Raw genomic sequence first — 13,508 nt, 5'->3', positions numbered from 1 at the left:
GTGCACTAAATTCAATATTACAAAGCATAGTGGTATTGCACTAGCTCTCCCCCGGGGTTTGTCATGGACATCATCCGGCCCCAAGTATCATACACATACTCTTTTACAAAGGTCTGCTCCGGTCTCAATGAATCATTCAAGAAAAATGACTCGTATATGAATTCATCCATAGTACCGTTTTGAAACTTTCTCCATTTAAAAAAGAGCCTATGAGTTTGGATATTTATTACTAATATTGTTAAGAAATTGCTCTACTAAACGGGAGGTACTTCAGAAATTCAGAAAAAATGATTAAAAAAGGATTTGTAGAAACTTCTATTGAGATTTTGGATAAACCATCTTCTTTATACGGTGTTTGTATTAACGTGATAGTTCACTATAGTAATTTCACTCCAAAGACTGTTACCATTCATGATAAAAGGGCTTCACAACAAGTTCACTTCATTGCTCAACTGAATGATAAGGACAAAAGCAAGTTATGAATATCATTGATACGGTGCTGACTAAAAAATAATTTCAATTTTTTTTTTGAACAAAATATTCAAACAGCAAAAAAAATCAGATTATGCTTACCTTACATCCACAATATATTAAAGATGCCAATGGCAATAAATCTATGGTGATACTTCTTGCTAAAGAGTTTGATACTTTAATGGAAGAACTGGAAGAGTTAGAAGATATTCGCCTTTATGATGAAGCTAAAAAAAATGATACCGGCGAACGAATCCCAATGAATGAAGCATTTAGAATGATTGAGGAAAAACGCAAGAACAAATCTTAATGCCTTACTCATTAGAGTTCAGCAAACAGGCTCTCAAAGAATTAGAAAAAATTAACGAGCCATTTTACTCCAATATAAAAGAAGCTATTTCTAAGCTTACAGAAAATCCACGTCCCAACGGTTACAAAAAACTGAGTGGCAGAGATGCTTACAGAATTAGAATTGGCGACTACCGCGTTATCTACGATATTTTTGATACCAAACTTATTATTGAAATTGTAACACTAGGTCATCGAAAAGATATTTATGAATAAACCTAAACTCCTACCTAGGCACCACTTACGCCGAACAGTGATAAAATACGACACTTACAGCATATCATGGCATAGCCACAAAAGCACACCGATAGAAAGATAATTTTATCTAATGGTTTTGTTTCAAACTATCCAAGCCAATTTCTTCCATCATTTTTAATAGTTTTGATTTTTGGGGATCAGGGATATTGGCCTTTATCAATTTATTAGAATTTGGATTATTGGGGTTAAAAATATAGCTTACATCTGTTGATGTATCCATATAACTTTCAACATAATAAAAAACTCCAGTTGAATCATAAAACAAATAATTTTTCAGATTGCCTGAGTTTTCATAATAATCAAATCCATATTCAAATTTCTTTCCATTTTTAAATGTGACTATCGACTTCAAATCTCCATTTTCATGAAAGTAATAATTTTTACCATCTAATTCGTTATTTGTATTTAACCTTTCTTTTGCCGACAATAATCCATCTTGACTAAAAAATAATTTGCTAACTAAAGTATCAAAATTTAATGATTCTATACTTACTAGTTGATAATTGCTATCACATAATATGATTGTCTTATTTGGCAATACTAATTGGTTAAAATCCCAATCACCAATTCTTATTTTTTTCCAATTTGGACCGTGATTATTTTTTAAGCATGAAAATAAAGTCAAAACAATAAGTATAACCAACCCAGAATATTTTACCATTTTAATTAATTATTTAGGTTTATAAGGAACAATTACTCCACCACTATCATATCGCACTATAAGTCCTGGAAATTTGGGATCATGCAATTGATGCCCCCAAATAGCATCAAATGTATCATTACCACCTTTTGGTCCCCAAGGATTAGGATTAGCTGGTTTACTTTTTTCATAACTAGGCAAAAGATTGTACAAAATATTCCCGCCATCTGCACCCCAGTCAGCTATCTCTCCTAGTTGTTTTACTGCTTGTTCATTGTTTTCTGGTTGTCCAAATGGATTAGACACTCCTTGCACACTTTTCATTGCATCTGCTAATGCAAGCAAATTATCAATATTACCCTTATAATTGGCGTTTTCGCTTTCTTCAGAATTAAAACGCCCGTTATCAGATTCAAATGCGTCACCTGTTACTCTTCTAATAATATTTTTCATTTTTTCACCCATGGATGAAAATAAAGATCTTTTTGGATTTACTTCTGTCGATTTATTAAAATAAACTCCCATATCCTTACCATTATCGTCGGTCCATTGATAATAGTCTTCTTTTATCTTATTAAAACATCCATCTTTATCACATCATGCATCTCCTGTAAATCCCTCCGGAGGCATTTCATTCATACCATTTGGATCTATCATTCTAATCGGGTTATTAAACCCATATCGGAATGGATTTCATCCAGGTGCTTTCTCTGCCAGTGGATCGACACCATACCACACACTCAGCCTCGGATCGTAGTAGCGCGTTCCAAAGTCATACAAGCCGCTCAATGGGTCAAGCTCCTTGCCCGTGAAGCGATATCGCGAGCTATAGCCCCCGGCTTCTGCTCAACCATACTCTCACTATGATCTTCTATCTCCCGCATGATCAAAGTAAAGATAATTAACTCCTGCTGTATAAGGATCAATTATTACATGGGACACTGAACAATGCGGGTTCGTTTTAATCCATTCTGAAGATTATGGACATTGCTTCAAAATACTTTTACCAGAATACAGTATTGATTTGGCAATCTCCAGAAAATGAATCCACAGAATGTAGAAAAGTCGAAGGCTTCACCAGAAAAAAACTGGCAGAGAAGATCGGAACTTCTGGCCCTATTGTAGGTCGCTATGAAAGTGGTGATATGATGCCCTCTATTGAGTTCGCAAGCAATATTGCTGAGGCTCTTGAAGTAAGTCTGGATTTCTTTGTCGGTAATTCCTCCATCCTTGTCAAAGACAAAAACATCCTCAACTTCATTGAAGAAATTACTGGTAATGTTTAATAGACTCGGTTTGGCTCTACTTTAAGATGTGCGCCAATAGGGGAGCTCGCTTTTGATGTCTTAGATCCCTAAACTAAAATATATTATAAGAATAAATTTAAAACCGTTTACGGTTCAAAGGTGCTCTATTCGGATTTAATTACAATAAATTTTAGGTTTTAATAGCTCGAAAAAGTGTTCTATATTTGCATCATTAAGCAAAAACACAGTTTAATAACCCTTTTAAGAGTTTTTATATGGATACTTTCGATAAAAGAATGGCGGCTCTCCACAAGGTAAGAAAGATGACACAAGAAGAATTAGCTAAACTTCTTAATACTTCTATTTCAGTAATTGGCAGGTATGAAAGGGACGAGATGACCCCAAGTATTGATGTGGCTAAAAATATTTCAAGCCATTTGAGTACTACTGTGGGCTATCTTTTAGGAGAAACGGACAAAGCTGATTTATTTAAAAATCCTATTATGTTACAACGTCTTTGTGAGTCCGACAAAATGGATATCAATGATAAAAGTCATATTCTCCATGTTCTAGAAGGTTTTATTAAATCTGTTAAATTTAAAAATATTGCTGCTCTATGAAAACACAAGAAGTATTTATTGCACATCCACAGACAAATGAGCAAGTTATAGCCTTAAAAGCATTTATGCAAGCCCTCAAAATAAAGTTTGAGGTAACTGAAGAAGATAACTATAATCCTGAGTTTGTGGCGAAAATCCAGAAGGCAAGGCAAGATTATAAAGATGGTAAAGGAAAAGTCTATACTACTGATCAACTAAACGCCTTATGGAAGTAATCTTCCTGCCTGATGCCGAAGAAGATCTTCAGTATTGGATTTTTACCGCCAATAAAACCATACTTAAAAAAATTGCTCAACTCATTGATGATATAAAAATTCATCCATATTCTGGTGTTGGTAAACCCGAACCACTTAAATATAATCTATCTGGTGCTTGGTCTCGCAGGATATCTAAAGAACATAGGCTAGTTTATGAAGTCGTCAATGATACTGTCTTGATTCTCTCTGCTAAAGGACACTATTTTTAGGTTCTTTTAACTGTGCAAGTCTATGACTTGCGCCAGCATGAGGATAGTGTCCTTTATAACTTTCACTATTCAAATCCTACTCTTCTCCCTCCCCAAAATAAGCCTTTCCCTGTTGAATCTACCAATACATTGAGTTGATTTTCATTAATGCCATATCCTAAATAAATTCCAGATATTTTCTCTGAGTCCAAAATCAATAGCGTGTCAATATCATTAACTTGAAAATAAACTTTTACATTTTTATTCCTTATTCTATCCAAACACAGGTCGGAACAATACTTCTTTTGCTTGAGAGCATTAAAGGGCTCAAATTTATTTATTGTTTTTTTATAAACCAGTTCATCATTAATAATTAACGTCACTTTTTGCTTTGGGTATAAATAATCTAGATGAAAATACATTGCCTTATTGCACTTCTTACAAGAGAATTGCATTGAGCATCCTAATACAATAGCTATATAGACAGTGCATTTCTTAAAAATCATTATAAGTTTTGCTAATCTCAGTCTTACCATTTTTCCAATTTATAATACGCTCAATTATTCCGTTATTGAAAATTGTATTTTTGTTCAGCTTACCAGATTTGAAATTATTATACATTGATTCTATTTGATTTGATTTCAATTTAGAACCCAATTGATGACCTCCTCCTTTCGATCGCCCATACATTAAGTTATTATCATCTTTAAGATCATAATAGTTGGCCAATCCTTTTGGATCAACATCCGGATGTTGTAGCCCTGCAGTATGCCCAAGTTCATGTGGAACAGTCCTACTATTATCCCCACAAATAATTGCATTTGCAGTATTTTCGGAGATTCCAATCTTCTTTCCATATGCATCTGCAACTCCAGTTACACCTTTCTCTGTTATACTTTCAAACTCAGAATTAGAATAAACACTAATTAAATGATCATTTGATTGAATTTCTGATTCAGAAGTAATAACTCGCAAATCAATATTCACTGAAACTGTAGCTCCACCTTCTATATTTTGAGAATTATACACATTTGCTATTGAAGCGGTCAGATTTTTCTTTAAAGCCGCCATATCTAACTTCGAACCTGAGCTATTTAATATTGCTCCTTTAAATCCAATAGTATAATGTTCTTTATTATTAATAATTGACTTAGAAATAACCCAATCTTGCCCATCAGGATCAAAATATACTATTGGATTATTAGCAGTATACAAATATGCCGCATAGTCAGGATGCCCATCTGCCATCGGATCGACACCAAACCACACACTCAGCCTCGGATCGTAGTAGCGCGCTCCAAAGTCATACAAGCCACTCAATGGGTCAAGCTCCTTGCCAGTGAAGCGATATCGCGAGCTATAGCCCCCCAGCTTCTGCTCAGCCATACTCTCAGTATGAACTTCTATCTCTCGAACCATCATAGTAAAGATAATAAATTCTTGTTGTATAAAGATTAATTATTACATGGGATACTGAACAATGCGGGCTAGTTTTAACCCATTCTGAAGATTATGGACATAGCTACAAAATGCTCTTTACCAGAATACAGTACAGAATTGTCAATCTCCGGAAAATGAATCCACAGAATGTAGAAAAGCTAAAAACCGTTCTTACAATGAGCTGACAGACCTTCTTAATACAGCTATTGTTAAATATAAACGGGACGAGATGAAGCCTTCGATCGATTAGCTACCAAAATGGCCCAGTATTTAGAGGTGTCTTTGGATTGGCTTACCGGCCAGACTGATCTCGAACTAGATCGAAAGAAGATCCAGCGTATTGAAGAAGTATTTAAAATGAAGCTTAAGTACGAAGTACTTGTATTTGCTATGCTTGATGCTTTTCTCGCTAAGAATAAATTACAGGCGATTTTAGTTTAATACAAAAGCCCCTACAGATTAGATTGCAGAGGCTTTTGAGTAATTTTCTCAGTTAATATTTAATTAAAGTAATGTTTTTCAAAATCTGTCTCGTTCCTAAGCTTTTGAATTTCACTTTTTGGAAGAAAGATAAATGGTGTCTTAGAATTGACTAATTCTATATTATTAAAAAGATATGGATAAATTCTATTGTATTTTAACCCCTTAATTACAGTGCTTCCATTATCTGTAATTCTAATCATATAAATTGTGTCGTCATTGCATTGTCTTCCATTACAAAACAGATTTATACCATGTATTATAATATAAGAAATTTTTCCAATTTTGTAAAACTTAATTGATTTATCTTCTTCTTCACTATACCAAATGTTTGCTGCATTTATATTGGTAGAATTGTTTATTAATGTTTTGATCCCATTAACATTAAAATAAGCTTGCTTGATAGGATAGTCAATATCACCTGGATAAAAATTGTCTTTATCATAGATACTCAAACTATCTTTATATAAAATTACAAACTCAATATTATTACCATTTATATTTTTACTTGAAACAAGTTTTACTTCATTTTTACTTTTTGAATGACTTAATGAAAATCCCCCTAAAATATTTAACGGTGCAACAGTATCTTGATCAATGTAAAGAGTTTTTATATCAAAAGTATCCTTTAGATTTTGGGATTTAACTTCTATTGTATTTATGTTTTTTTGTTGACAAGAAAACCCGATCGTTAGCAATAAATAGATTAATATCTTCATTTGCTATTTCTTTTTCTCTTTATAAAAATGATTTCCATTTCCTTGACCTAACCCATACCACATGTTGGCTCCTTTAACTTTATCTGGACCTATTAAACCATTTATTGCAGCTTTAGTTGAGCCTGTCATTGATGAACTCGCATTTCTTTCACTTGTTGAAGCATTAATAAAATTTTGATAATTTTCAGTTCCTACATTACTCATAGGGATTTTTGTACCTGGGACATTACCTGATTTAGGATTAGCTCTATCAGGTTGCATCTTCTTTTCATGTGTATCGGAACTAAACATTATCCTATCAAGTGTACGCTGCCATGTTCCACCTTGAGTACTAGTCTCCTTTCTATTATTAATTGCAGAGCCAACTTTGTCTTTCTCATCTTGCGATTCGTAAGGTGCTTCATTGTTAACGTTGGCTGCATACTGAACAAATTCAGAATGAGTAATCCCTGTATTCCCCGTGATGTCAATTGTACTTGATACACCTGTTGTAGTTGATGCCATCGTTGTTGCCGCTAATGCATCTGTTTGACTCATTTGAGTATCATCTGTTGTGAGTTTCACATAGACCTTATCATCTACTTTCCCGTCATTTCCGATATGAACACCTTTGTTATTATAGATGTCTCCTTCCACTCCCATACCTGTAGGATCAGTAAATCTTATAGGGTTATTGAGTGTGTATGAGAATGGACTCCACGCTGGATACTTCTCTGCCAGTGGATCGACACCAAACCACACACTCAGCCTCGGATCGTAGTAGCGCGCTCCAAAGTCATACAAGCCACTCAATGGGTCAAGCTCCTTGCCCGTGAAGCGATATCGCGAGCTATAGCCCCCCAGCTTCTGCTCAGCCATACTCTCTCCAAATGGCAGGTACAACAGATACTGGTACACCGCACCAGTGCCGTCGGTCACCATACTGCTGCTGCCGATATGATCCTTGTGGTAGTAATACAACACCTGCGCACAGTCTCCCTGTGACTCGCAGTCGTCCATAGCAGGTGGTAGATTCTCTATATCCACCGTCCCAAGGCCAAACTCGTCATACACATGCTGCAGATCGTCCTCCTGCCTTGCTGCCAAGCTGCCGGTATTCTGTCCACTCAGTGGTGTGCCACTATCAAAGTCTGCTGCTTCACCCGCCAGCCGCGTGGCCAGCTTGTCATCTCCTGCATAGTAGTGCTTGCTCAGCATACCATGCGCATTGATCGTCACATAGGGACTCACATATACCGTATAGTTGCCCGTAGTGGCACTCAGCTGCTGCTGCCCGCCCACTGTCATCACATCTATATCTCCTATACCTTTCATCACCCGTGTGCCCGTACCGTCATAGATATTGTGGTAGAAAGACAGCTCTCCCATACGGATGGCCTTCATCATGTTCGTCTCATCCCACAGCATCATCCGATCCTCACCCACAGCACCTCCACCGAAAGTGTGGCTCACTGCATTGCCATTGGCGTCATAGTCAAAGAGTTCCTCTTGTGTCTGGCCTCCCACCACACGGCTGATCCTGCTCACCGCATTGGGCTTGCCGCTCACCTGGTATTCGTACTGATTGGCATAGCTGTTGGCTTCTTGCACATTGCCATCCAGCTCGTGATTCTGTGTCTTGCTTAGGATCCGATGCATCGGTCCATAGTCCATACTCAGACTATACTCTGCACTCTGGTTGCTCCCTGCAGGTGCATTGCTGCTGCCTGTCCAACTGCCGTTGGCCGTAGCCAACCTGTTGAACTGGTCATACCCGTAGCTCTGAAGACTCGGTCCTCCCAGTTGGCTACCCGGTATCACCCCTGCTACATTCTCCATGCTCAGTATATTGCCTATCAAGTCAAAGGTATAATGATTTTCCAATACTGTTGTACCCACTCCATCCTTTAACTTCATCTCTGAGAGCCTCCTCAGGTCATATATATTTTAATTCTATCTAGGCAAAGAACAATACTTTTTTATCAAAAACAATAAATGATTAAAATTTTAGTATTGTATTAATTTATACTAGCTCATCGTTAATGGATAACCGCACTTTTTGTTTCGGATATTAATAATCTAACTTAAAATACATTGAATTATTACAACTATTACAAGATAATTGGCTTGATATTTCAACCTCCATTTTGACTAGGGCTAAACAAATTCTAGAAGTCACTATAAATTTTGCTAATTTCTTTCTTAATAAAATTTGCTGCTATTTGATACTATAATCTCCCGTAATTCAATGCATTAATACAAAGTAATATAAATCGTTCAATCTACATTTTTATAAACTTGCTAATATGCGTCCGATTTCCAATACTCACTTTTATTATATAAGTACCACATTTCAGTCCAGAAATATTAATAGAATTATTGCTAGAAACATTATCACTGCTAATCATTCTACCGTTAATATCAAATATCTCATACTTTACTAGACCCTCATATAATGGTAAATACAAAATATCGTAAGCTGGATTAGGAAACAACTCTGGAGCAGTATTATTGTCTATAATCTTTGTTGAAGTAGGAAAACCAACCACTGTCTTTGTAGTATTAGTCACGACCGGAAAATTAAAATCAAAATATATACTTGCAGTATTCTTAATTGTGTCATTAACCTGTAAATCCGCTCTAGTGTTAATTTTGTATAAAATGAATCCCTTATTACTTAAAGTGTCAAATGGCAAATTAATATTTTCAAAAATAAACTCCAGCGTATTTGAATTTTTAAATCTTGACCATGATTTATGGCTGACATCTAGTACCTCTACTGAACTAAGGTCAAAATATTGAGTGTCCAGATCATGCTTAATTACGATGTTCTGCGCGCTATATTTACCGATATTTTCAAAACGACACAAATAGTGCAAACTCTTCCCGACCTGTTCGATTGGTATAAAATCCCCTTCCAAACAAGTCAAATCGTTCGGATCAAGCGCTCCAACTGCCACACTATTTAGTACAAAAATGTTGTTGGACAAATTATTATCATTTTCTTTCAGCCTAATTGTGGCAACGAACTTTAATATATCATCATTGTTAACCGGCGGCACATTCATTGGACTGTTACAGAGCAATGTAAAAGAAATAGTTCGAGATTCAAATACTGAAAGGTCCGTAAAATGCCACAATAAAGTATTTGTAGTTTGAACATCCGGTGGTATACTCGCAGAAGTAAGTTTTAAAATCTTCTCATCATACTCAAACAATACGTCACCATTTAAATTCACAGAACCAACACTGCTAAAAACCAAATTAAATATAGTTGGGAATCCCGGTCTTATAGGATCTTTAGGGACGATTATTACTTTTGCATCAGGGATATAACCGTTTGGTTTAAAACAAAAATCAGCAACGATTGTATCATTTGCTCCTGGAAATTTTACAGTCAAAGAGTCAGGCGTAGCTCTAAAATAATTTTCCAACCCAATCTTAGGTTTAATGGTGTGTTCTCCCTCTGTTAAAAATAACCTGTATTGTCCTGAATAATCAAAAATAAATTCAGCTGACTGGCTAGAATCATTTACTACATACTTAACAAATGGCATCCCTGGGTCATTAGCAGTACAATCCAAATTATCTTTGTTAAATTTAGATATACCATTGACATCATAGAATTTTCCTCCTTCATTGAAGCTGCAATAAGAATTTACATTACAATCAATCTTCCCTATTCTTTCTAAAATTAAATTGACTTGTTCTATATGCTTATCCTCACAACAGATATACTTAAGAAAATCATTTCCAGATATATTTAATTCAGGCAACTCATTAGCGCCATTCTTCAATAATAAAGCATACAAACTCGTACTAGAACAATCTAGTTGCATTAAATCTTTAGAGTTTGCAATACTTAAAATTTCAATTTTTGTATTATTACAATTCAAAACCTTCAACTTGCTTAATTTTAAGATATCTAATGCACTTAATGGATTATAATTACAATATAAATTAAGTAAGTTGGTTTGTTCATTGAGATCTATGGAATTTATCTGGTTATAAGCTAAATCTAAATGGATTAGTTCCTTCAATTCCAGTAAATCAAGATCTTGCAATTTATTACTCATACAATTTAGATATTTCAACATTTTCGAGTTAGGAATACTAAAATTTACGAGTAGATTGGTTCCTACATTTAAAGTGTCTAATTGATTCAACTCTTGCAATTCAATATTCTCCAATTTATTATTTTGCACCTTAAGCGTAGTTATTTTATTCAACTTTCCTAAATCAATTTTAATCAATTGATTATGCGAGCAATCAAGTATAAGCAAATCTGGCAAAAAGCGCAAATCCAGCGAATCAATATTATTATTATAACAATACAAATATTTCAATTTAGCTGAATATTTCAAATCTAAAGATGTTAGTGAATTATTAAATACTGTGAGCTTTTCCAATAATGGTGAACCGTTAAGATCTATGCTCTTTATCTTATTACTATGACATTGAAGTAAGGTGAGCATACCTAATCCTGTCAATTCTAAAGAATCAACCTCATTTTCATTGAAGTCCAAATAATTTAACATGCAAAAATGCTCAACACCTTTTAATGATTTAATTTTATTTCTAGCTAAAAAAAGCTTTTCAACTTTAATAGCCTCACTCACTTGAACTTCACCGTCATTATTAAAATCTGCATCAGAATCAGGAATAAAATCATTATTGGTATCAACGCACTTAGATGACACCAACGCTTTTCGAAAATTTGAATCTTGAAATACAATCTTATCATAAAAATTAGGATAATCAACCAATACATTCACATCGTTCAAATTTGTGAAATTGTCAACTTCAAAATATATTTTGCTTACAATTTTCAAAACATTACCCACTGTAACCGCAGGTTTTGGTTTAATTTTGAAAAAAATATACCCGGAATCTCCGGGCATCAAATTTAAATCCCACAAAGTAAATTCTACCATGTTTCCTCTGAAAACATGCATCTGCGTCACATTACTGGTTGATAATATCTGAAGAGATCTGAGGTTAAATAAATTGGTGTCAATTTGACTTTGAACAAAAATATTCGTAATAACTGAAGTATTGTAATTCTTATACTTAACTATATAATGTAAATATTCACCAATTCTTTTGATTGACAAAATATCTCCTTGAAGGCATTCAACAGTATTATACAAACTGCTATTATGTGCCAATTGGTTTAAAACAAAATTTGTATCAAGACTCGTTTCATCCCTATTTTGACTTTTAATTGCCGCAGCAAATCTTAATGTGTCCCCCACATTTACTGGAGGTGCTTCAACCGGGCTATTACACCTTAAATTTATATCAAAATCCATAGTTCCAAATGGCAATATATTTGAATAGATCCATTTAACTTTTCCACCTATGATTGAAACCGGACTTTGACTAGAATTCATAAACTGCATCCTGGTATTATCAAAATCAAATGACAGCTCTCCATTTGAAATTTTATTACCCTTATTATGGACTAAAACCTTATACTTCACGTTACCGCCCGGAATCAAAGTTTCCAGCGGAACAATAGACACTTCCAAGTCATTGTAATCTCCTATTGGTTTAATGCAAAAATTCTGCTCCAGAGTTTCATTCGTACTTGTAAAACTATAAGGATAAAATTCCGGATCTGATTTAAACGCCAATTTGTTCCCAACATTAGAGTATAAATTACCAGAGACATCGCGTTTACTAATTTCATAACTACCATTCTGCAGAGTTGCAAAATATTGTGGAGGTGGATTTAATGATACTGCATCTTTTGCAAGCAACACATAATTGGAAATTGTCAGAGCATTTGCATTACAATTATTTTTATCAATGTCATATCGTACAATTCCATGCATTTTATTGATATTTTGATTATATTCCTTCGAACAATAAGAATTTACTTCAATATTCATAATATTGAACTGCCTTATCACTTCGTCAATATCTGCAACAAAATCTACATCACAACATATATATCTTAAATTTGGGTTTTCTCTAAAATCAATCAATGCTCTTGCCTTAAATATCACAGTTTTCAAATCAATTGATGTTAATAAATTATTATTACAAAATAATATAGACATGGGACTGATGTCTTTCAGTTCAAGACTGGTCAATTTATTATCACCACAATATAATCTCTCTAATTTAGAATTATCAGTAAAGCTCAAATTGGTAAGCTCATTATGATCTATAACAATTTCAATAATATTAGGAGAATTTTCAAAACTTGCTGCAGTAATAAAATTCCATTGAGCATTAACAAACTCTAACTTTGAAAAATTTGTAAGATCTAAATTAGTCAGTCTGTTATAATCGCAATCAAATCTTCTTAGGTTAGGACAATAGTGCAAGTCCAATTTCGTAATCTTATTACTACCACATTGTAACTCTTCAAGTTGAGGAACGAATTGAAGATCCAATTTTGAAAGATTATTATCATAACATACCAATCTCTTCAAATTTTGGGCTCCATTTAGATCAATAGATTTTATTCCAATACTTGTACAATCCAGATACTCAAGTTTGCTTAAATTTGTCAAGCTAATGCTGTCCACTTCGATTTCTGAACATTGTATATACTCTAAATTAGTAAAATACTCAATACCCTTTAAATCTTTAATTTGAAGAGATGGAATATTCAGAATTTTCAAAAGCAATGCTTCTGCTAAATCTACTTCACCATCATCATTTGTATCGACATCATCGTCCATTCTTCCATCTCCATTTTTATCAATGCAGAGTTCTTGGGTTAAATAATATTTAAAAACAGGATCTGGAATATTGATATTTTGGGCATTACAATATATTATTGTAAATACTAAAAATGTAAAAATTTTAAAAATTTGATTATTCATATGAAATGTGTTTTATTATTAA

16 protein-coding genes are annotated in these 13,508 nt (G+C 34.1%); 7 read left to right on the top strand and 9 right to left on the bottom strand.

The genetic code is table 11. The annotated features are described in order from the left end of the window. Positions 1–17 precede the first annotated feature (17 nt). Positions 18–170 (bottom strand): hypothetical protein, encoded by a 153-nt coding sequence (locus tag IPI99_07495; GenBank protein ID MBK7340354.1) that lies wholly within the window; start codon positions 168–170, stop codon positions 18–20. 395 nt (positions 171–565) lie between these two features. Here IPI99_07495 and IPI99_07490 point away from each other — a divergent pair, with 395 nt between their 5' ends. Both IPI99_07490 and IPI99_07485 read left to right on the top strand, forming a co-directional pair. Further along, positions 566–781 carry a hypothetical protein gene (locus tag IPI99_07490; protein MBK7340353.1) on the top strand — a complete coding sequence of 72 codons (216 nt, stop codon included), beginning with the start codon at positions 566–568 and terminating at the stop codon, positions 779–781. Then, entirely contained in the window at positions 781–1,035 is a 255-nt protein-coding gene (locus IPI99_07485; protein ID MBK7340352.1) for a type II toxin-antitoxin system RelE/ParE family toxin, read from the top strand. Before IPI99_07490 ends, IPI99_07485 begins: the two co-directional genes overlap by 1 nt. Before the next feature lie 109 nt (positions 1,036–1,144). On the opposite strand, the gene IPI99_07480 is transcribed toward IPI99_07485, so the two are convergent. The 3 genes from IPI99_07480 to IPI99_07470 all read right to left on the bottom strand — a co-directional run bounded on the left by IPI99_07480 (position 1,145) and on the right by IPI99_07470 (position 2,506). After that, the gene (locus tag IPI99_07480) at positions 1,145–1,738 is read right to left on the bottom strand and encodes a hypothetical protein (protein MBK7340351.1); all 594 of its coding nucleotides are present in this window, start codon (positions 1,736–1,738) and stop codon (positions 1,145–1,147) included. A gap of 9 nt (positions 1,739–1,747) precedes the next feature. Next, positions 1,748–2,242: a hypothetical protein gene (locus IPI99_07475; protein ID MBK7340350.1), complete on the bottom strand. Its 495-nt coding sequence runs from the start codon at positions 2,240–2,242 to the stop codon at positions 1,748–1,750. A 168-nt stretch (positions 2,243–2,410) separates the two neighbouring features. Next, complete coding sequence (locus IPI99_07470) at positions 2,411–2,506, bottom strand: hypothetical protein (GenBank protein MBK7340349.1); 96 nt, start codon at positions 2,504–2,506, stop codon at positions 2,411–2,413. Positions 2,507–2,697: 191 nt separating this feature from the next. Between IPI99_07470 and IPI99_07465 the strand changes: the two genes are divergently transcribed. The 4 genes from IPI99_07465 (at position 2,698) to IPI99_07450 (ending at position 4,050) form a co-directional block, all read left to right on the top strand. Then, the gene (locus IPI99_07465) at positions 2,698–3,003 is read left to right on the top strand and encodes a helix-turn-helix transcriptional regulator (GenBank protein MBK7340348.1); all 306 of its coding nucleotides are present in this window, start codon (positions 2,698–2,700) and stop codon (positions 3,001–3,003) included. 236 nt (positions 3,004–3,239) lie between these two features. Further along, positions 3,240–3,584: a helix-turn-helix transcriptional regulator gene (locus IPI99_07460; protein ID MBK7340347.1), complete on the top strand. Its 345-nt coding sequence runs from the start codon at positions 3,240–3,242 to the stop codon at positions 3,582–3,584. Beyond that, positions 3,581–3,799, top strand: coding sequence for a hypothetical protein (locus tag IPI99_07455; GenBank protein MBK7340346.1), 219 nt, complete (start codon positions 3,581–3,583; stop codon positions 3,797–3,799). The genes IPI99_07460 and IPI99_07455 overlap by 4 nt, the downstream gene beginning before the upstream one ends. Continuing rightward, complete coding sequence (locus IPI99_07450; GenBank protein MBK7340345.1) at positions 3,790–4,050, top strand: Txe/YoeB family addiction module toxin; 261 nt, start codon at positions 3,790–3,792, stop codon at positions 4,048–4,050. The genes IPI99_07455 and IPI99_07450 overlap by 10 nt, the downstream gene beginning before the upstream one ends. Before the next feature lie 65 nt (positions 4,051–4,115). On the opposite strand, the gene IPI99_07445 is transcribed toward IPI99_07450, so the two are convergent. Then, positions 4,116–4,412, bottom strand: a complete 297-nt coding sequence (locus IPI99_07445) for a hypothetical protein (GenBank protein ID MBK7340344.1) — start codon at positions 4,410–4,412, stop codon at positions 4,116–4,118. 112 nt (positions 4,413–4,524) lie between these two features. Then, on the bottom strand, positions 4,525–5,451 hold the full coding sequence (locus IPI99_07440; GenBank protein ID MBK7340343.1) for an RHS repeat-associated core domain-containing protein: 927 nt from the start codon (positions 5,449–5,451) through the stop codon (positions 4,525–4,527). Positions 5,452–5,727: 276 nt separating this feature from the next. Here IPI99_07440 and IPI99_07435 point away from each other — a divergent pair, with 276 nt between their 5' ends. After that, a complete protein-coding gene (locus tag IPI99_07435) occupies positions 5,728–5,910 on the top strand; it encodes a hypothetical protein (protein ID MBK7340342.1) in 183 nt (60 codons plus the stop codon). A gap of 59 nt (positions 5,911–5,969) precedes the next feature. Here IPI99_07435 and IPI99_07430 read toward each other — a convergent pair whose 3' ends face one another. The 3 genes from IPI99_07430 to IPI99_07420 all read right to left on the bottom strand — a co-directional run bounded on the left by IPI99_07430 (position 5,970) and on the right by IPI99_07420 (position 13,486). Beyond that, a complete protein-coding gene (locus tag IPI99_07430) occupies positions 5,970–6,668 on the bottom strand; it encodes a hypothetical protein (GenBank protein MBK7340341.1) in 699 nt (232 codons plus the stop codon). Between the two features lie 3 nt (positions 6,669–6,671). Beyond that, complete coding sequence (locus IPI99_07425; GenBank protein MBK7340340.1) at positions 6,672–8,564, bottom strand: RHS repeat-associated core domain-containing protein; 1,893 nt, start codon at positions 8,562–8,564, stop codon at positions 6,672–6,674. Positions 8,565–8,929: 365 nt separating this feature from the next. Further along, entirely contained in the window at positions 8,930–13,486 is a 4,557-nt protein-coding gene (locus IPI99_07420) for a leucine-rich repeat domain-containing protein (protein MBK7340339.1), read from the bottom strand. Between the last annotated feature and the right edge of the window lie 22 nt (positions 13,487–13,508).

The sequence above is a fragment of the Saprospiraceae bacterium genome (assembly GCA_016710235.1).
GTDB lineage: Bacteria > Bacteroidota > Bacteroidia > Chitinophagales > Saprospiraceae > Vicinibacter.
Note: the sequence above shows the minus strand (reverse complement) of the source record. Positions and strands in the feature narration are given on the sequence as shown.

What these genes read in the sequence shown, in the direction of transcription:
- IPI99_07495 (MBK7340354.1), bottom strand. Translation starts at nt 170, where the DNA reads ATGGATGAATTCATATACGAGTCATTTTTCTTGAATGATTCATTGAGA.
- IPI99_07490 (MBK7340353.1), top strand. Translation starts at nt 566, where the DNA reads ATGCTTACCTTACATCCACAATATATTAAAGATGCCAATGGCAATAAA.
- IPI99_07485 (MBK7340352.1), top strand. Translation starts at nt 781, where the DNA reads ATGCCTTACTCATTAGAGTTCAGCAAACAGGCTCTCAAAGAATTAGAA.
- IPI99_07480 (MBK7340351.1), bottom strand. Translation starts at nt 1,738, where the DNA reads ATGGTAAAATATTCTGGGTTGGTTATACTTATTGTTTTGACTTTATTT.
- IPI99_07475 (MBK7340350.1), bottom strand. Translation starts at nt 2,242, where the DNA reads ATGGGAGTTTATTTTAATAAATCGACAGAAGTAAATCCAAAAAGATCT.
- IPI99_07465 (MBK7340348.1), top strand. Translation starts at nt 2,698, where the DNA reads ATGGACATTGCTTCAAAATACTTTTACCAGAATACAGTATTGATTTGG.
- IPI99_07460 (MBK7340347.1), top strand. Translation starts at nt 3,240, where the DNA reads ATGGATACTTTCGATAAAAGAATGGCGGCTCTCCACAAGGTAAGAAAG.
- IPI99_07455 (MBK7340346.1), top strand. Translation starts at nt 3,581, where the DNA reads ATGAAAACACAAGAAGTATTTATTGCACATCCACAGACAAATGAGCAA.
- IPI99_07450 (MBK7340345.1), top strand. Translation starts at nt 3,790, where the DNA reads ATGGAAGTAATCTTCCTGCCTGATGCCGAAGAAGATCTTCAGTATTGG.
- IPI99_07440 (MBK7340343.1), bottom strand. Translation starts at nt 5,451, where the DNA reads ATGATGGTTCGAGAGATAGAAGTTCATACTGAGAGTATGGCTGAGCAG.
- IPI99_07435 (MBK7340342.1), top strand. Translation starts at nt 5,728, where the DNA reads ATGGCCCAGTATTTAGAGGTGTCTTTGGATTGGCTTACCGGCCAGACT.
- IPI99_07430 (MBK7340341.1), bottom strand. Translation starts at nt 6,668, where the DNA reads ATGAAGATATTAATCTATTTATTGCTAACGATCGGGTTTTCTTGTCAA.
- IPI99_07425 (MBK7340340.1), bottom strand. Translation starts at nt 8,564, where the DNA reads ATGAAGTTAAAGGATGGAGTGGGTACAACAGTATTGGAAAATCATTAT.
- IPI99_07420 (MBK7340339.1), bottom strand. Translation starts at nt 13,486, where the DNA reads ATGAATAATCAAATTTTTAAAATTTTTACATTTTTAGTATTTACAATA.